Genomic DNA, 18,027 nt, shown 5'->3' with positions numbered 1-18,027 from the left:
CGTGGCCCGTGCCAGCGCTCGCGCGTCCGGCTGGCGCGCCAGGCGGGCGGCGGCCATGAGCGGTGCGCGCGCCAGCGTGATTCGCGCCGGCGTGATCGGCGCGGGCCATCTCGGCAGCTTCCACGCGGAGAAGTACGCGGCAATGGCCGGCGTGGAGCTCGTCGGCATCCATGACATCGATGCCGCACGCGCACGGTCGGTCGCGCAGCAGTGCGGCTGTCGCGCCATGGCTTCGCTCCACGAGCTGCTGGCGGACGCCGACTGCGTCAGCATCGCCGTTCCCACCGTCGCGCACCATGAGGTCACGCTCGCCGCTGTGGCCGCCGGCGTGCACGTGCTGGTGGAGAAGCCGCTGGCCGCCAGCGTCGCGCAAGGCGATGAGATCGTCGAAGCTGCCGAGCGCGCGGGCCTGCTCGTGCAGGTCGGACACCTGGAGCGCTTCAATCCCGCCTTCACCGACCTGCCGGCGATCGTCGCGAACCCGCGCTTCATCGAATGCCACCGGCTGTCGCCGTTTGCCGGCCGCGGCACCGACATCGACGTCGTCTTCGACGTCATGATCCACGACCTCGACCTGATCGCCTACATCGTCGGGCGCGAGCTCGAGAGCGTGGAGGCGATCGGCGTGCCCGTGCTCAGCGAGCACGCCGACATCGCCAACGCGCGCCTGCGCTTCCGAGGCGGCTGCATCGCCAACGTCACCGCCAGCCGCGTCTCGCTCAAGCGCGAGCGGCGGCTGCGCATCTTTCAGGAAGACGCCTACGTGGCGGTGGACTTCGATTCGCGCAGCCTGCGCGTCATGCGACGCAGGCAGGAAGGCGGCGCCGTCGATCCGGCTTCGCCGATGCAGGCGCTGTCGCTGGACGAGCGCTCCTTCGACGATGCCGACCCGCTGCGCGCACAGATCGAGGCATTCGTGGCCGCGGTGCGCGGGGAGCGACAGCCCGCGGTCAGCGCGCGCGAAGCCATGACGGCGCTGGAGCTGGCCGATGCGGTGCTGGTCGCGCTCGAGCGCGAGCGGGAGCGGCATGGAGGATGAGCCGGCGCATTCTCATGGTCGCCGGCGAGGCCTCGGGTGACGCGCTCGGAGCACGCCTGGCCGCCGCGCTGCTCGAGTGCGACCCTGCGCTGCATCTCTTCGGAGTCGGCGGGCCGCGCATGCGCGGCGCCGGCGTCGAGATCCTGACCGACATCTCCGAGCTGGGCGTGATGGGCTTTGCCGAGCTCGGTCGCGGCCTGGGCCGTGCGATCGGGCTGCTTCGCCGGCTGCGCCGCGAGCTGAGGTCAGGCGCGGCCGATCTCTTCGTTCCGATCGATTTCCCCGACTTCAACCTGCCGCTGTGCCGCACCGCGCGCCGCGCCGGCGTCAAGGTCGCCTACTACGTCAGCCCACAGGTGTGGGCGTGGCGGCGCGGCCGCATCGCCACCATCGCCGCCACCGTCGACCGAATGATCGTGCTGTTCCCGTTCGAAGAGCAGCTTTATCGCAAGGCCGGAATCGACGCGCACTTCGTCGGGCATCCGCTGGCCGAGGACGTGACGGCTCGTGCGGACCCGGCAACGACGCGCAGGCGCTACGGCCTCACCGGCGACGCGCCGCTGCTGGCGTTGCTGCCGGGCAGCCGCCGCCGGGAGGTCGACATCATGTTGCCGCCTATGCTGGAGGCCGCACGCGCGCTGTCGGCGCGCGTGCAGTGCGCCGCGGCCGAAGCGGTCTCACTGCCGCCGGGCTTTCTCGCATCCAGGCTCGGGAGCGGCGGCCGCCGCATCGCCGTCGTGCGCGACGACACCTACGACCTGCTCGCCGCCAGCGACGTGGCGCTGGTGACGTCGGGAACCGCGACGCTGGAGACGGCGCTGCTCGGCTGCCCCATGGTCGTGGCCTACCGAATGTCGGCCTTCACCTACGCCATCGCGCGGCGCCTGGTGAAGGTCCCGCACATCGCCATGCCCAATCTGCTGCTCGGCAGGACGGTCGTGCCCGAGCTGATCCAGGACGAGGTGACGGGCCCGCGCATGACGCAGGAGGTGGCACGATACCTCGACGAGCCGGACTATCGCGCCCGGACCGTTGCAGCCCTCGGCAAGGTGCGAGGCTCGCTGCGGCGGCCGGGATCGGTGCGTGCAGCGGCCCGGCTGGTGCTGGAGACACTTGCGTGAGAAAGGCGGCTGTCGTGGAGAGCATGCGTTCGCTGCCACCCGCCACCCGGCCCGTCATGGATGCGCTTCCGACCACCGGGCGGCGCCTGCTCGCCTATCTGCGCCCGTATGTGTGGCCGCATTTTGCCGGTGCGTTGCTGTGCATGGTCGTCTACAGCGGCACCGCCGGCGCCGTGCCGTATCTGGTGCGCAGCCTGATCGACGACATCTTTTCCAAGCGCAACCATGAGATGCTGGTGCTGCTGCCGGCACTGATCCTTGCCACTTTCACGATTCGCGCAGCCGTCAACTTCGGTCAGGCCTATCTCGGCGAGTGGGTAGGGGAGAGGATCGTCTACGACCTGCGCGCGCGCTTGCAGGAGAAGGTGCAACATCTGCCCGTCTCCTTCTTCGACCGCACCACGTCGGCCGGCATCGTCTCGCGAGTTACCAGCGACGTCCTGCTGGTGCGCCAGGCGCTGACCGAAGGCGCCGCGGCCATGATCCGCGACGTCACTACGCTGCTGGTGCTGGTGGCGGTGGCGTTCTACCTGGACACGGGCCTTGCCGTCATCGCGTTCATCGTCCTGCCGATCGTCATCGTGCCGCTGCAGGCGCTGTCGCGCCGCATGCGCACGCTCAGCCATCGCGGCCTGGACACGCTCGGCGGCCTGTCCTCGCTGCTGCAGGAGAGCGTGCAGGGCAACCGCGTCGTCAAGGCGTTCGGCATGGAGGACTACGAGTCGCGGCGATTCGAGCGGGAGAACCTGCGCCTTCGACGCCTCCACATGAAGGCCGCGCGCATCGGCGCGTTCACCGCGCCCATGACCGAGGTGCTCTCGGCCGTCGGCATCGCTGCGGTGCTGTGGTACGGCGGCGAGTCCGTGTTCGCCGGCGGGCGCACCGCCGGCGGGTTCCTGGCCTTCATGACGGCGCTGGTCCTGATCTACGAGCCGTTCAAGAAGCTGACGCGCACCAACAACATCGTGCAGGCGGGCCTTGGGGCGGCCGAGCGCGTGTTCGCGCTCCTGGATCAGCCCGAGGAAGGCGGTCGCGGCCAGGACGGCCTCGAGGTCGAACGGTTCACCGACTGCATCCGCTTCGAAGGCGTCTGCTTCGCCTACGGCGACCAGAACGTGCTGAGCGATGTCGATCTGACGATTCGCTGCGGCCAGGTGGTGGCGCTGGTCGGGCCGAGCGGCGGCGGCAAGAGCACGATTGCCGACCTCATCCCGCGCTTCTACGAGGTCCATGACGGCCGCATCACGCTCGACGGCATCGACATCCGGACGATCTCGCTGCGCAGCTTGCGGTCGCTGATCGCGGTGGTGACGCAGCAGACGTTCCTGTTCAACGACAGCGTGCGTGCCAACATCGCCTACGGGAATCCGGGGCGCAACGACGAAGAGATCATCGCGGCGGCGCGCGCCGCCAATGCACACGACTTCATCGAGAAGCTGGCGGCGGGCTACGACACCCAGGTCGGCGAGATGGGCGTGCAGCTTTCCGGCGGCCAGCGCCAGCGCATCGCCATCGCCCGTGCGCTGCTCAAGGACGCGCCCATCCTGATCCTGGATGAGGCCACCAGCGCGCTGGACTCGGAGTCGGAGCGGCTGGTGCAATCGGCCATCGAGCGCCTGATGGCGGGGCGCACCACGCTGGTCATCGCCCACCGGCTCTCGACCGTGCGTCGCGCCGATCAGATCGTGGTGGTGGCCGACGGCCGCATCGTCGAATGCGGCACGCACGCCGAGCTGGTGGCGGGCGGGCGCCTGTACCAGCGGCTGCACGAGTTGCAGCTCCATGAAGACAACGGCCATGGCGACGTCGCCCTTCGTGCCTGAGCGCCGCAGCGGGCTGCTGCGGCGGCTGCGAAACAACGAGCGCTTCGCCAGGCTGGAAATCACCGCGGCGGCGGCGGCCATCGTCGTGGTGCTGCGAGCGGTGCGGCTGACCGTGCGCTTGGAATCACGCAACGCCGAGGCGCTGGAGCGCTGCTGGCGTGAAGGCCAGCCCGTGCTGATGACGTTCTGGCACGGCCGCTCGCTGATGTTGCCGTTCTTCTACCGCGGCCGCGGCGCCTGCATCATGAACAGCGCGCACCGCGACGGCGAGATCGTCACGCGCGCGCTGGAGCGGTTCGGCATCTCGAGCACGCGCGGCTCCTCCACGCGCGGCGGCGTGGCAGGACTGCGCGGACTGTTGCGCGCGCAGCGGCGCGGCCTCGATCTGGCCCTGATCCCGGACGGCCCCCGCGGGCCGGCGGGCGTGGCCAAGGCGGGCGCGGTGGAGCTGGCGATGCTGACCAACGCTCCGATCTTTCCGCTCGCCGTCGGCTGCTCCAGCCCGATGCGTCTGCCGACCTGGGATCGGATGATGCTGCCGCGTCCTTTCTCTCGCGCGGTGCTGTACGTGGGTGATCCGCTGCGCGCCGATCGGCAGCCGGCCGGCGGCGAGAGCGGTGAGAGCGGCGCGCAGCGCCGCGAGCGGCTGCGCGCCGAGCTCGAGCGGCGCCTGCGCGCAGCGTGCGTCGCGGCCGATCGCGCCGCCGGCGCGCCGGCCATCGAGGAGACGTGAGCGCGCTGTCGGCGGCCTATCGCGTCGCGGGCGCCGCGGCGGCGAGCTGGTTGCGAGCCCGCGCCCGCGCCGGGACCGAAGAGGAGCGGGCACGCCGCCGTGAAAGGCTCGGTTTGTGGCAGGGCGGGGCGCCGGCCTCGCCCTGGATCTGGCTCCATGCTGCATCGGTGGGCGAAGTTGCCATCGCGGCAGCGCTGGCTCGCGCTTTGCGGCCGCACGCCGGCCGCCGCAGCCTCGTCGTCACCTGCCAGACGGCAACGGGCCGGCGGCGCCTGACCGAGATCCACGACGGCCCCGCTCATTACTTCCCGCTCGATCACGAGGCGGCGCTGAAGCACGTGCTCGTCCGCGCCCCGGCCCTGTTCGTCTCCATCGAAACCGAGATCTGGCCATGCCTGCTGCGGATGCTCGCGGCCCGCGGCGTGCCGGCGGCGATCGCCAACGCCCGCATTTCGGATGCTGCGATGCCGCGCTATCGATGGATACGGCCGCTGGTGGCGCCGGCACTTTCGAGCCTGGCGCGGGTGTGCGCCCGCGACGCGGTCTCGGCCCAGCGGCTGATCGAGCTCGGCGCCCGAGGCGGCGCCGTCGAAATTACGGGTGACTTGAAGCTGGACATCCTAAGCTCGCAATCTCGTGAGGCTTGCGCGCCATTGTTCATGTGCGACGCGAAGCGGCCGCTGGTCGTCGCCGGCTCCACGCACGACGGCGAGGACGAAATCGTCATGCAGGCATTCCGCATCCTGCGCCGGCAACTGCCGGGCGTGCGCCTGGCTCTCGCACCGCGCCATCCGGCTCGCGCCGCGGCGGTGAAGAGGGCCGTCGAGGCTACGGACGTGCACATGCGGATGTGGAGTCAGGGCGAGGGCCAATGCTCGGGCTGGGACGTGCTGGTGATGGACGAGATCGGCCGCCTGCCTGGCCTGTATGCCTGCGCGGCAGCGGCGTTCGTCGGCGGCAGCCTGGCGCCCGGCCCCGGCGGCCACAACCTCCTCGAGCCCGTGGCCTGCGGAGCGCCGGTGGTGACGGGCCCGCATCTGACGAACGTAAGCGAGCAGCGCGCCCTGCTGGATCGCAGTTCGGCACTTCGTATCGCGCGCGATCCTGCCGAGCTGGCGGCGGCTTGGCTGGACATGCTCACGCATCGCGGTACCTACCAGGCGGGCGTGCGGCGCGCGCAGGCGGCGATCCTGGAAGGACGCGGCGCCATGGCGCGAACGGTCGAATCTTTGGCCGCGCTGCTCAATGGCTGATTGCGACGAGGGGTGGTCGAGGCTGCTCGATGGCTGATGGCCGAGACGGCAGAGGACACGTGATCGAGCAGCTCTGGTACGGCCGCGAGCCGGCCGCCGCCTCCACGCGCGCGCTGCTGTGGCCGCTGGCCGCGGCCTTCGGCGTGACCGCCTCGGCGCGTTCCCTTCTCTACGATCTGGGCATCCTGCGGAGCCGGCAGGCACCGGCGCCGGTCATCAGCGTGGGCGCGCTGACCACGGGCGGCTCCGGCAAGACGCCCTTCGTGCTGTGGCTGACCCGCCGCCTCCAGCAGCGCGGCCTGCGGCCCTGCATCGTCACGCGCGGCTACGGCGGCCGCTCGCGACAGACCCACCTCGTCACGCCCGAGCACGCGCTGACCGAGACGACGGTGGCCGAATGCGGCGATGAAGCGGCGCTGCTGGCGGCGCGCAGTGGGGCGGTGGTGGCCACCTCGCCGATGCGGATCGATGCATGCAATGCGGCGTGGGAGCGCTTCCGTCCCGACGTGTTCGTGCTGGACGACGGCTTCCAGCACCGCGGTCTGGCGCGCGACCTCGACATCGTGCTCGTCGACGGCGCCGAGAAGGAGCAGCGCCTGCTGCCGGCGGGGCCGCTGCGCGAACGGCCCTCGGCGCTGCGACGGGCGCACGTCATCGTCACCAGCGGCGGCATCGCGCCATGGCTGCGCGCCAGCGCTGCGCCCGAATGGCTGCTCGAGTCGCGCACGGTTGCGACGTCGCTGGTCGCGTCTCTCGGCGAGAGCGCCGGCGAGCCCGTGGCCTCGCTCGCGGGTAGACGCGTGGCGGCAGTGGCCGCCGTCGCGAGGCCCGAGCGGTTCGTCGCAATGCTCGGCGCCACCGGCGCCGACGTCACCGCCACCATCCTGCGGCGCGATCATCATCCCTACAGCGCCGCCGACTGGCACCAGATCGAGCAGCTCGCGCGCAGCGTCGATCGTGTGGTGACGACCGAGAAGGACCTGGTCAAGCTGGCGGCATTCGCCCCTGCGGTGCCTTCGTGGCTGCGCGCGCTGCGAATCGACGTCGAGGTGGATGGCGAGGAGCGCCTGCTCGAGCGCGCCGCGCGACAACTTGACCGCTCCTTCGCCCCTGAGCATCATCCGCGGTCTCGCGGAGGCTTCCCCGAATGATTTCGAAGGACGGCATGAGATGAGAGCGCTCGTCACCGGCGCCGCCGGTTTCATCGGCTCGACGCTGAGCGAGGCGCTTCTCGCCGCCGGCCACGAAGTGGTCGGCATCGACTGCTTCCTCGATTACTACCCGCGCGCCGTCAAGGAACGGAACCTGGAGGCCGCGCGTGCCAACGACCGCTACAGGTTCGTCGAAGACGATCTGGTCACTGCGAATCTGGATGCACTGCTGGAGGGCGTGGACTACGTCTTCCACCAGGCCGCGCAGGCCGGCGTGCGGTCGAGCTGGGGCGAAGAGTTTCGCATCTACAGCGACAACAACATCTTCGCCACGCAGCGGCTTCTCGAAGCGTGCCGCAAGCGACCGCTGCGCAAGCTCGTCTACGCCTCCTCTTCCTCGGTCTACGGCGACACCACCGATCTTCCCATGCGCGAGACCGGCATGCCGCGCCCGGTCTCGCCGTATGGCGTAAGCAAGCTGGCGGCCGAGCACCTGGTGTGGCTCTACCACATCAGCTACGGGCTGCCGACGGTCTCGCTGCGGTACTTCACGGTGTACGGGCCGCGCCAGCGCCCGGACATGGCCTTTCACCGCTTCATCAACAGCGTCGCGGCCGACAAGCCCATCGTGCTGTACGGCGACGGCGAGCAGTCCCGCGACTTCACGTTCGTCGAGGACATCGTGCGCGCCAACATCGCGGCGGCCGAGGGCAAGATCGCCGGGGCGGTGCTCAACATCGGCGGCGGAAGCCGAACCACCGTCAACGAAGTCATCGCCACCATCGGCCACATTCTCGGCAAGACGCCGCAGGTGGACCGGCGCGAGGTGCAGCGCGGCGACGTCCGCCACACCGCCGCCGACATGAGCGCCGCCCAGCGCGCCATTGGCTTTGCGCCCCAGGTCCAGCTGGCCGACGGGCTGGCACGTCAGGCCGCTTGGCAAACGGGTGCGCAGGGATTAACGACGCCGTAGAGCGAGCCGCGGCCGCAGCGCAAGATGCGGCCAGGGGATGCGGCTCCGGGAGGAAGATTCGATGCCCGTCAGCAAGGAACTACTCGATGTTCTGGTGTGTCCGGCCTGCAAGGGGGAGCTGCGGCCGACACCAGCGCTGGATGCGCTGGATTGCCCGCGCTGCAAGCTGCGCTTCTCGGTCGTGGACGACATCCCCGTCATGCTCGTCGATCAGGCCACGCCTCTGCCCGCCAACTAGCCCGCTTCGGCAAGACTCCTGTTGATCGGGCTCCCGGAAGGCTACGTCGATCTGGACCGGGGCCGATGGCGCGTGGTCGCCGCCCGCCTCGAGCTGGCCGAGATGGTCAAGCTGCTGGAGGCCGCGCGCAGCGGGACGCTCCAGGGCGATCCCTCACGCAACGGCCGCGGCGGCACCCAGCAGATCGCCCTGCGGGGCGGCAAGAAGGTCTTCGTTCGCAAGTACCTGCGCGGCGGCATGGCCCGCCACCTGGCGCGCGACCTCTACCTGCTGCGGCCGGCGCGTCCGGTGCGCGAGATGCTGGCCACCGAACAGGCGCGCGCCTCCGGCTGCCTGGTTCCGATCGTGCACGCGGTGGCGGTCGAGGAGGTGGGGCCGTTCTATCGCGGCTGGATCGTCACATCGGCCATCCAGGGAGCCACCGCTTTCGTCGATGTGCTGGCAGAAGCCGGCGCTGCCGAGCGGCAGTCGCTGCTGTCGGCGGCAGGCGAGGCGATTCGCGGGCTGCACGAGGCGGGCGTCTACCACGTCGATCTGAACGGCCACAATCTTCTCGTCGATGCCGATGGCCGCGTCGCGGTCATCGACTTCGACCGCGCGGTTCTGTCGTCCGAACGTCGCTACCGGCTCGGCGAGCGCGGGCGCGACCGCTTCTGGCGTTCGCTGCGCAAGCTCTCGAACGCGGGCGGCTGGCCGCTCGACGATGAGGAGCGGCGGTGGTTCGAGCGCGGCTACATGAACGCCGGAAAGTAGGCGGGCGCAGGGCGGACAGGCGCGCCTCAGCCGAGCAGGTGCGTGCCGGATGCCCGCCGCTGCGCCGGGCGTGCTTGGAGTTCGGACACCGCGGCGTCTATGACGGTCGCGCTCGACGCGGTCGCGGCCGCCCATACGCAAGGTGCGCTCCATGCTCATCATCCGGCTCGTTGCGCGTGCCGCCGCCGTGTTCGCACCGGCGTTGCTTGCTGCCTGCACCGCGGCGACATCGATCGAGCCTGCGCCGGCGCCGGCTGACGGCAGCGTCGCGGTCGCGGGCAACGCGGCGTGGACGGACACGAACATCGCGGTCCGTCCGGGCCAGCTCATCGACGTCCGCGCCACCGGACGCATCACGGTCGCCCGATGGTCCTACTTCCATCGTGACGGTCCCCGTCAGGTCGGCCCCGCCGGAACGTACGAATATCCGGCCGATGAGACGTACCGAGATTATCCGCTGGCCGCGGCGGGCCGTGGGCCGCTGCCGCCGTTCGGCCTGATCGGACGGATCGGCGAGAACGGTGCTCCATTTCCCATCGGCAATGGTGGAGTGGTCCGGGCTCCTGCGGCCGGCCGGTTGCAGCTCGGCGTCAACGACTTCGACGTCACCGACAACTCCGGAGCATGGCGGGTCGAGCTCGGTCGCCCTGAGGAGGGCTCGCATCGCGTGCCCGTCGGTCCTGGTGGGACCGACGCGCGCCCGCTGCTGGCCGACGCCGATCCGTCGCCCGCGCCCGTCGGCGATGCACGCGTGCTGGTGCTGTTCATCGACGGGCTCGGCTACGAGACGCTGCGCGAAATGGCGTACGGCGGTTATCTGCCGAACATCCGGTCGCTGTTCTTCGATGGCGGAATCGACATCGGGCCGACGTTCACCGTGGCCCCGTCGAACACCATCGTGGCCACCGCCGCCTCTCTTACCGGCTCCTGGCCCGACCGCACGGGCTTGTTCACGCAGATGGTGTTCGACCGCAGCGACGGCGACATCAACTACCTGGCCACACCCGACGGGCCGGTGAAAGCCGCCGAGCATCTGGAGGCAGCGTGGTGGCAGAGGGCGGTGACGGATGCCGAACGTCCGCCCCTGCTCAAGCGTCGCGTCGAGCAGGCGGCGCAGGTGTTTCGCTCCACCGTCGTTCCGGTGATGCCCGACTATCCGCCCGATCGCTATCCGCAGCGCGTGGCCAACGAGCTTCCGCTGCTCGGTACGCATCGCCTCAAGGACCGCTATTTCGACGCGGCGGAGACGGCGTACGCGCTGAGCGACGTGGTCGAGCACGAGGCGCGCGTCATGTTCGTCTACTACTCCGGTGTCGACGTCGCCTCGCACCGCTCGCCGCGCGGGCTGTGGGGCGAGTCGCGGCGCGACCTGGTTCGCATCGACCGCGACGTCGGCCGCCTGCGCGCGGAGCTCGAGCGCGAAGGCCTAGACGACCGGACGTACTGGCTGTTGTACGCCGATCATGGCTCGCTCGGCGGCCGGGACTTCATCCCGCAGTCCTGGGACGTGGCCAACGAGTTGTTCTACGCCTCGATCCGCGATGCCGACGGCGACCGTGTGCCGGACGCTTCGGGCGGGCTGGGCCTGAACGTTCTGTTCCTGCTCGACGACTTCACCGTCCAGCGCGATCACACCGACATGCCCGCGCGCGACTTCGTCGTCGCGGCAGCTCAGGCCTACGACATCGCCTGGGTTGCGCTGCCCAAGGCCTCCGCCGATTCGCGTGACTGGAGCGTGCCCAACAGCTACGCCGATCTGGTCCGTTACCGCGTCCATGGCGAGTTCGAGCCGGTCGACGTTCTGCAGCGTCTGCTCGACGCGCGCGAACCGCGCAGCGACGCCGCCGGCCCCGATGCCGGCGAGCACCCCGTACGATTCGTCATCCTGCCGCTGGCGCCCGATGCGGTGCTGGTGAGGACGCGGGATTCGCAGGCGCTCATCGAGCGTCGCCGCCGCGCATCGTTGGATCCGCGCGCCTTCGAATACCGCTATCGCGTGATCGGCGGGATCGAAGTCGCCGGCGGAGAGTATCGGATCCTGCCGCCGCGCAGTGGCAGGCACGATCCCTTCGGCTATCTCGAGGAGCCTGCGGCGCGGCCGCTGGTCCAGACGGGCGAGCGCGGCGGATGGTACGACGAGCGCGAATGGCTGCGAGCCACCGCGGATTCGCTCTACCCCGACGCGGTCGTCGCCTACGCGCACATGCTGCTCGATGATCCCGAGCACCCTCGTATCGATGCTCGCGCTCGCTACGACCTCATGGTCGTGGCCGCGCCCGGCTGGAACTTCGCTCCCGGACCTCATGCGCCGGCGCCCGACCACGGCGGCCCGCATCGCGACGAGAAGCGCATCCCGTTCCTCGTGGCCGGGCCGGGCCTGCCGCGCGGCGTTCGGCTGGATCGGCCCTCACGCATAATCGACGTCCTTCCGACGACTCTCGAGCTGGCCCGGATCGCCTACGATCCGTTCTCGATGGATGGGCGTCCGGTGCGCGGGATCTGGCAGGACGCCGGCCGCGCGCGCGACGTTGCTCCGCAGGACGTCCCGCTGCACTGGGACCATGGCCTGACGATGCCGCCGATCAGCACCGCGCGGGTCCACGGGCCGCTCGGCCACGACATCCGCCGCTGGTACGACCTGCACAACCTGGCGGCCACCGCAGCCACGCTGACGAGTCAGGAAGTGCTGCGACTGATCGACCGCAGCTACGATGCGCTGCTGCCGGGACAGGAGATCCGGCCCGTGCAGGCGACGCTGACCGAGATCGCTCACGGCTACGGCCGCCTGCCCGAGAGCAAGCTGAAGCGGCGACCGGCCGAGCTCATCGAGGCGCTGCGCCTGCACAACATCACCGTCGGCGAGCTCATCGATCCGGTCCAGAGCCTGCAGCACGTCGATCGGGTCGCGCTGGTCATCGACTGGGTGCGACGCGTGCTCAACGATCCCTTCGGCGAGCCGTGGCCGGAGCGGTTCACGCCGATGACGCCGGTGGACTGGACGCTGGGCGGGCTCAGCCGCGGCCTGCTCGGCGTTCGTCGCGTGCTTCTCGAGTGGGCGACGCGCGCGGGCGATGCGGCAATCCGCACTTCGGAGACCGGCTATCGAAGCATCGCCGAGGCCATTGCCGGCCGCGCCTGGCAGACGCCGAGGGTGGAGCCGGGGCACGATCCATCGCCGCCGCCCGCGGCGCTCCCATGACGCGAGTCGCTCACGGCGCGGGCACTCTCCAGGCTGGCCGACTTGGCGAGCGCAGCGGCGCAGGCTCTTGGTGTGCTGGCGTCTTTTTTCGACGCCCTGATAGGATGGCCCGATGCGCAGCATGACGGGGTATGGAGCGGCCAGTGGTCAGGCGGGGAGCTGCCGCCTGAGCGTGGAAGTGCGTTCGGTCAACCAGCGGTTCCTCGATCTGAAGATCAACGCGCCGCGCGAGTATGCGCCGTGGGAGGCTGACATCCGGAGAACCGTGGCGTCGGTGATCGATCGCGGCCGCGTCGAAGTGCACGTGTCGCGCACGCTGCCGCCGCGCAGCGCGAGCGTGTCGCTGCAGAAGGACGTGGCGGCCGGTTACGTCAAGGCGTGGAAGCAGCTCCAGCGCGAGTTCCATCTGGCTGGCCAGCTCGACCTGTCACTGTTCGCCAACCGCAGCGACCTGTTCACCTCCGCCGACGGCAGCGGGGACCCGGCCGCCGAGATGAAGGAGCTGGAGAAGCTCCTGGGCAAGGCGCTGGCGGCGCACAAGAAGGAGCGCGAGCGCGAAGGCGCCAACTTGAAGAAGGACATCCAGGGCCGCCTCAAGGCGCTCTTCGCGGTGACCAAGGACCTGGAGAAGATCGCGCCCACGGTCGTGCCGAAGCTGCGCGCGCGCCTGGAGAAGCGGCTGTCGGAGCTGCTCGGCGCCGCCACCCTCGAGCCCGCGCGGGTCGTCCAGGAGGTGGCGCTGCTGGCCGACCGCTCCGACGTGCACGAAGAGCTGGTGCGCCTGCAGAGCCACCTCAAGTCGCTCGAGAGCCTGCTGCGTTCGACCGAGCCCGTGGCCAAGCGCATCGACTTCGTGCTGCAGGAGGTCAATCGCGAGCTGAACACGATCGGCTCGAAGGCCTCCGATCTGTCGATCACCAACCTGGTCGTTTCTGGAAAGGCCGAGGTGGAAAAGCTGCGGGAGCAGATCCAGAACGTCGAGTAGCCACGGATGATTCCACGCCGCGGCATTCTGTTCATCGTCTCGGGCCCCTCCGGAGCCGGCAAGACCACTCTGTCGGACGCGGCGCTTCGTACCTTCGAGGAGGGCCTGGAGCTGTCCGTCTCATGCACGACGCGGTCGCCGCGCACCGGCGAGCGCGACGGCGTCGAGTATCATTTCGTCAGCGATGAGAGCTTCGATCGGATGATCGCCGACGGCGCGCTCGGGGAGTGGGCGGAGGTGCATGGCCATCGCTACGGCACGCCGCGCGCCCCCATCGAGAAGGCCGTGGCCGAAGGTCGCGACATCCTGCTCGACATCGACGTGCAGGGCGCCAGGCAGATCAAGGACGTCTATCCCGACTCGATCTCGGTGTTTCTGCTGCCGCCGGACCGTGGCACGCTCGAAGCGCGCCTGCGCGGCCGCGGCACCGACGACGAAGCGACCGTGCGGCGGCGCCTGCGCAACGCCTGCCGCGAGATCGCCTCGGCGCCCGACTACGATTTCATCGTCGTCAACACCGACCGCGACGATGCGATCCGGCAGTTCGTGGCGATCCTGCGCGGCGAGCGTGCGCGCACCGCGCACATGACCGAGAAGGGGCTGCGCGACCTCGTCGCCAGCTTCGACGAAGCGACGGTGGCGGAGAAGACGTGAACGTCGGCGAGCTCATCGCCCGCATCAAGGAATACGACCCCGGCGCCGACGCCGGTCTGGTCGCCGACGCCTATCAGTACTCGGCCCGCATGCATCAGGGACAGAGGCGCGCTTCGGGCGAAGCCTACGTCACGCACCCGCTGGCCGTGGCGGCGATCATCGCCGAAATGCGCCTGGACGTCCCCACGGTCGTCACCGGGCTCCTGCACGACGCGGTCGAGGACACCTCGGCCACCCTCGAAGACATCCGTACGCTGTTCGGACCCGAGGTGGCTGCCCTTGTCGACGGCGTCACCAAGATCAGCCGCCTGGAGTCGGCGCCCTACGAGCACGCGCAGGCCGAGAACGTGCGCAAGATGCTGGTGGCCAGCGCCAAGGACGTGCGCGTCCTGCTGGTCAAGCTGGCCGACCGAGCCCACAACATCCGCACGATCGGGCACCTCTCGCACGAAAAGCAGCGCCGCATCTGCGAGGAGACGCTCGAGCTGTACGCGCCGCTGGCCAACCGCCTCGGCATCAACTGGCTCAAGCACGAGCTCGAGGAGCTCTCGTTCCGGATCCTGCATCCGGCCGAGTACGAGGACATCCGCGAGCGCCTGTCGCTGCAGAAGCTCGAGCGCGAAGGCTACATCAAGGAAGTCACCGGCCTGCTGTCCAAGCGGATGGAGGCCAGCGGGATCGAGGCCGAAGTCTCGGGACGCACCAAGAGCACCTATTCGATCTGGCGCAAGATGAGCGACCAGGGCCTGCGGCTGGACGACGTCTACGACGTGGTGGCGTTCCGGTGCGTGGTCGGCAGCGACCGCGAGTGCTACGACGCACTCGGCGTCGTGCACATGTACTGGCGCCCGGTGCCGGGCCGCTTTCGCGACTACGTGGCGCTGCCCAAGGCCAACGGCTACCAGTCCCTGCACACCACCGTGATCGGCGCCTACGGCGAACGCCTCGAGGTCCAGCTTCGCACGCACGAGATGCACAAGGTCGCCGAGTACGGCGTGGCCGCCCACTGGAAGTACAAGAGCGCCGACGGCGACAACAGCCAGAGCGAGGTCGAGCGCTACACGTGGCTGCGCCAGATCCTGGAGTGGCAGCAGCACCTGGACGACCCGCGCGAGTTCCTGTCCTCGATCAAGGAGGACCTGTTCGGCGAGGAAGTGTACGTCTTCACGCCCAAGGGCGAGACGCTCACGTTCAACAAGGGCGACACCGTCGTCGACTTCGCCTACCGCATCCATTCCGAGGTCGGCAACCATGCCGCCGGCGCACGCGTCAATGGCCGGCTGGTCCCGCTGCGCTACGCCCTGCAGCAGGGCGATACGGTCGAGGTCATCACGACGGAAGACGCTGCGCCCAACCGCGACTGGCTCAAGTTCGTGCGCTCGCCGCGCGCGCGAGAGCGCATCGTGAGCTGGATCCGCGCCGAGGAGCGCAAGAAGGCCGTCGCTCTGGGGCGCGAGCTTCTCGAGCGCGACCTCGCGCGCTTCCAGCTCGACCTTGCGCGCCTTCATCGCGAAGGCCGCATGAACGAGCTCATCAATCATTTCGGCCGCCGCGACGAGGAGGGCTTCCTCGAAGCCCTCGGCTACGGCCGCATCACCAGCCGCCAGGTGCTGGCGCACCTGCTGCCCGATCAGAACCTGGACGCCGACCGGCCGCGGCGCAGCTTCAAGACGCTCTTCGGTCTGCTCGACCGTTCGCCCAAGCCTCTGGTCATGGCCGAGGATCTCGACGAAGGCATGATCCGCTTCGGCAAGTGCTGCGAGCCGCTGCCGGGCGAGGAGATCGTCGGCTTCCTGACGCGTGGGCGCGGCGTGACGGTGCACGCGAGGGACTGCCCGCGCCTGGCCGAAGGCGAGAGCGAGCGGATGGTCACCGTCAGCTGGCAGCGCGGCGCCACGGTGCCGCGCCGCGTGCGCCTCGAGATCGTCTCGCGCGACCGGCCGGGCCTGCTCGCCAACATGAGCCAGGCGATCGCGTCGGCTGGCGTGAATATCGATCGTGCGCACGTGCGCACGCTCGGCAACCGCGCCATGAACGTGTTCGAAGTGACGCTGCATTCGGCCGACGAGCTGGCGCGCGTGCAGCGCAACCTGCGCCGCGTCAGCGGCGTCAAGGAAGTGCGCCGACTGTTCGGCTGATCGCAGGAGGTTCTGTCGTGAGCAAGGTCATCCGCGCAGAAGGCGCTCCCGCAGCCATCGGTCCCTACTCGCAGGCGCGCATGACGGGCGACACGCTGTACTGCTCGGGCCAGATCGGCCTCGATCCGCAAAGCGGCGACCTCGTTGCCGGCGGCTTCGAAGCCCAAGCCCGGCGCGTCCTGGCCAATCTCGAAGCCGTTCTGCACGAAGCGGGCATGACCTTCGCCGAAGTCGTCAAGCTGACCGTCTACCTGACCGACCTCACCAATTTCCCCGCGCTCAACACCATCTTTGGCGAGCTCCTCCCCGAGCCTCATCCCGCCCGCGCCACCGTCCAGGTCGCCGCCCTGCCCAGAAACGCCCTCGTCGAAATCGACTTGATCGCCGTACGCGAGCGCTGAACCGAAAACACTCGCCGCCTATGCGATGGAATCCAGCCGTGACTGCGCGCGGCCGGGAGCGCGCGAGATGCAAGGCGCCGGGGGAGGAGCGAGCGGAGGCGGGCTGGAGGCCCGCCGTAGGAAACGACGAGCAATGGCAACGCAGCAGATCGTGCGCTATCCGCCGCCGCGCCGTGGCTGGTCGGTCGGTGCGGGTGCGACCCAGAGGAACACCCGCACCGACGGACCAGCGGACCGCCGCCGCGCCGTAACGTCGTCGTCGAGCGCCGGCGTCGGCCGAATCGCAGCTAGGAGTCCCAGGTCACGGCATCGATCACCACGCGCGACTTCAGGTCGTAGAGGACGATGTCGCCGTTGATGAGGCCGTAGGCCTGCCCCGGCGCCGCGTTGGGCAGCTCGCCGATCAGCGCGGCGGGCACCGGGTCGAGCAGGACCGATTCGGCGAGCGGCTTTCCGATGCTCCAGACGCGCTCGCTCTGGCGCGGGCCGCAAAAGCCGTCGTCCTTCTTTTCCATGCCCGCTGTGCATCCGTCCGCGGGTTGCTTGAAGTACTGGCGAACCGCGGTGCGGTGCTGCTCGTTGAAAACCTTGCGGGCGTCGTCATCGCCCGGCTCCAGATCGGCCTTCACGTCGACATCGACATCGGCATCCGCGCGATCGTCGGGATCGCCGGGCGAATACTCGACCGTCTGAACGTCCAAGGCGCCGACGCCGAGCGCGATTCGTTCCGTGGCGCGGACGCCCGTCTCCACGTCGATGATCGGCATGTCCGCGCGTGCGCCCGATGCCAGCGCCAGCAGCGCGAGGATGGCCAGCGCCTGCATCGCCACCAACGTCCCGTTCTGCTGATTCGAGGCCGCGGCGCGCGCTTTTGCCGCACGGAAGGCTGGACCGGTACGCATATTCAGGAGCTCCACACCACGGCATCGATGACGGTGCGCGTGTCCTTGCGGTACAGAACGATGTCGCCGTTGACGAAGCCATAATCGTTGCCGGCGCCGGGAGAGGGCAGCGTCTCCGCGAGCGCGGGCGGCAGCGGGACGATCTGGATCTTCAGTGGCAGCGGCTTGCCGATCAGCCACATTCGTTCGGGCTGGATCGGAGTGCACATGTCATCCCTGCTCTCCATGCCCTCGGGGCAATCGTCGGTGCGTTGGTGCAGGTAACGGCGGACGGTCGCTCTGTGCTCCTGGTTGAACACCTTGCGTGTCGAGACATCGATTCGGGAATCGACATCGACGTCGACGTCGAGATCGAGCGCCGCGGAACCGGCGGGCAGCGCCAGCAGAGAAGCGGCCGCGGCGGCGATGAAAACAGCTTTCGTGGATGTACGTTCGTTCCTGGGTCGTTTGGTCTGCATGACTGCAACTCCCTTTCCCCAACGGCCACTGGCTCTCGTCGCTCCACCGGAAGCGCCCGTGCCTGCGGCCTCCCGCGCGCTGGTCTCCCGTCATGCGGGGTTCCAGCTTCCGGCTTTGTGACGTTGGCGGCGGGCGGCCATTCGGCGCGACAGACCCCGGAGGGAGGGGGACGCGGCGTTTTTTGCGCGGTTGCGTGATCGCAAGC

At 69.5% G+C, this 18,027-nt stretch carries 16 protein-coding genes; 14 read left to right on the top strand and 2 right to left on the bottom strand.

Features of this window, described 5'->3' with window-relative positions:
• Nucleotide 1 precedes the first annotated feature (1 nt).
• The 14 genes from VEC57_02365 (at nt 2) to VEC57_02300 (ending at nt 16,461) form a co-directional block, all read left to right on the top strand.
• Nucleotides 2-1,039, top strand: coding sequence for a Gfo/Idh/MocA family oxidoreductase (locus VEC57_02365; GenBank protein HYB97955.1), 1,038 nt, complete (start codon nt 2-4; stop codon nt 1,037-1,039).
• Nucleotides 1,036-2,160 (top strand): lipid-A-disaccharide synthase, encoded by a 1,125-nt coding sequence (gene lpxB / locus VEC57_02360; GenBank protein HYB97954.1) that lies wholly within the window; start codon nt 1,036-1,038, stop codon nt 2,158-2,160. The genes VEC57_02365 and lpxB overlap by 4 nt, the downstream gene beginning before the upstream one ends.
• Nucleotides 2,157-3,983, top strand: a complete 1,827-nt coding sequence (locus VEC57_02355) for an ABC transporter transmembrane domain-containing protein (GenBank protein ID HYB97953.1) — start codon at nt 2,157-2,159, stop codon at nt 3,981-3,983. The genes lpxB and VEC57_02355 overlap by 4 nt, the downstream gene beginning before the upstream one ends.
• Nucleotides 3,943-4,716, top strand: a complete 774-nt coding sequence (locus tag VEC57_02350; GenBank protein HYB97952.1) for a lysophospholipid acyltransferase family protein — start codon at nt 3,943-3,945, stop codon at nt 4,714-4,716. The genes VEC57_02355 and VEC57_02350 overlap by 41 nt, the downstream gene beginning before the upstream one ends.
• Nucleotides 4,713-5,969, top strand: coding sequence for a glycosyltransferase N-terminal domain-containing protein (locus VEC57_02345; protein ID HYB97951.1), 1,257 nt, complete (start codon nt 4,713-4,715; stop codon nt 5,967-5,969). Before VEC57_02350 ends, VEC57_02345 begins: the two co-directional genes overlap by 4 nt.
• A 29-nt stretch (nt 5,970-5,998) precedes the next feature.
• Nucleotides 5,999-7,120, top strand: coding sequence for a tetraacyldisaccharide 4'-kinase (gene lpxK / locus VEC57_02340; protein ID HYB97950.1), 1,122 nt, complete (start codon nt 5,999-6,001; stop codon nt 7,118-7,120).
• A 19-nt stretch (nt 7,121-7,139) separates the two neighbouring features.
• Nucleotides 7,140-8,093, top strand: a complete 954-nt coding sequence (locus VEC57_02335; protein ID HYB97949.1) for an NAD-dependent epimerase/dehydratase family protein — start codon at nt 7,140-7,142, stop codon at nt 8,091-8,093.
• A gap of 61 nt (nt 8,094-8,154) precedes the next feature.
• On the top strand, nt 8,155-8,331 hold the full coding sequence (locus tag VEC57_02330) for a Trm112 family protein (GenBank protein HYB97948.1): 177 nt from the start codon (nt 8,155-8,157) through the stop codon (nt 8,329-8,331).
• A 21-nt stretch (nt 8,332-8,352) separates the two neighbouring features.
• Entirely contained in the window at nt 8,353-9,084 is a 732-nt protein-coding gene (locus VEC57_02325; protein HYB97947.1) for a lipopolysaccharide kinase InaA family protein, read from the top strand.
• A gap of 151 nt (nt 9,085-9,235) precedes the next feature.
• A complete protein-coding gene (locus VEC57_02320; GenBank protein ID HYB97946.1) occupies nt 9,236-12,283 on the top strand; it encodes an alkaline phosphatase family protein in 3,048 nt (1,015 codons plus the stop codon).
• A 112-nt stretch (nt 12,284-12,395) separates the two neighbouring features.
• Nucleotides 12,396-13,268 carry a YicC/YloC family endoribonuclease gene (locus VEC57_02315; GenBank protein ID HYB97945.1) on the top strand — a complete coding sequence of 291 codons (873 nt, stop codon included), beginning with the start codon at nt 12,396-12,398 and terminating at the stop codon, nt 13,266-13,268.
• Between the two features lie 6 nt (nt 13,269-13,274).
• The gene (gene gmk, locus VEC57_02310) at nt 13,275-13,922 is read left to right on the top strand and encodes a guanylate kinase (protein HYB97944.1); all 648 of its coding nucleotides are present in this window, start codon (nt 13,275-13,277) and stop codon (nt 13,920-13,922) included.
• Nucleotides 13,919-16,060 carry a bifunctional (p)ppGpp synthetase/guanosine-3',5'-bis(diphosphate) 3'-pyrophosphohydrolase gene (locus VEC57_02305; GenBank protein HYB97943.1) on the top strand — a complete coding sequence of 714 codons (2,142 nt, stop codon included), beginning with the start codon at nt 13,919-13,921 and terminating at the stop codon, nt 16,058-16,060. Before gmk ends, VEC57_02305 begins: the two co-directional genes overlap by 4 nt.
• A 17-nt stretch (nt 16,061-16,077) precedes the next feature.
• Nucleotides 16,078-16,461 carry a Rid family detoxifying hydrolase gene (locus VEC57_02300; protein ID HYB97942.1) on the top strand — a complete coding sequence of 128 codons (384 nt, stop codon included), beginning with the start codon at nt 16,078-16,080 and terminating at the stop codon, nt 16,459-16,461.
• 287 nt (nt 16,462-16,748) lie between these two features.
• On the opposite strand, the gene VEC57_02295 is transcribed toward VEC57_02300, so the two are convergent.
• The gene (locus VEC57_02295) at nt 16,749-17,363 is read right to left on the bottom strand and encodes a hypothetical protein (GenBank protein ID HYB97941.1); all 615 of its coding nucleotides are present in this window, start codon (nt 17,361-17,363) and stop codon (nt 16,749-16,751) included.
• A gap of 2 nt (nt 17,364-17,365) precedes the next feature.
• Entirely contained in the window at nt 17,366-17,821 is a 456-nt protein-coding gene (locus VEC57_02290; GenBank protein HYB97940.1) for a hypothetical protein, read from the bottom strand.
• Between the last annotated feature and the right edge of the window lie 206 nt (nt 17,822-18,027).

This window comes from Candidatus Limnocylindrales bacterium, assembly GCA_035626395.1.
Taxonomy (GTDB): Bacteria; Desulfobacterota; Binatia; order UBA1149; family CAITLU01; genus DASPNH01.
The sequence above is the reverse complement of the archived record's forward strand: the minus strand, read 5'-3'. Positions and strand labels throughout refer to the sequence as shown.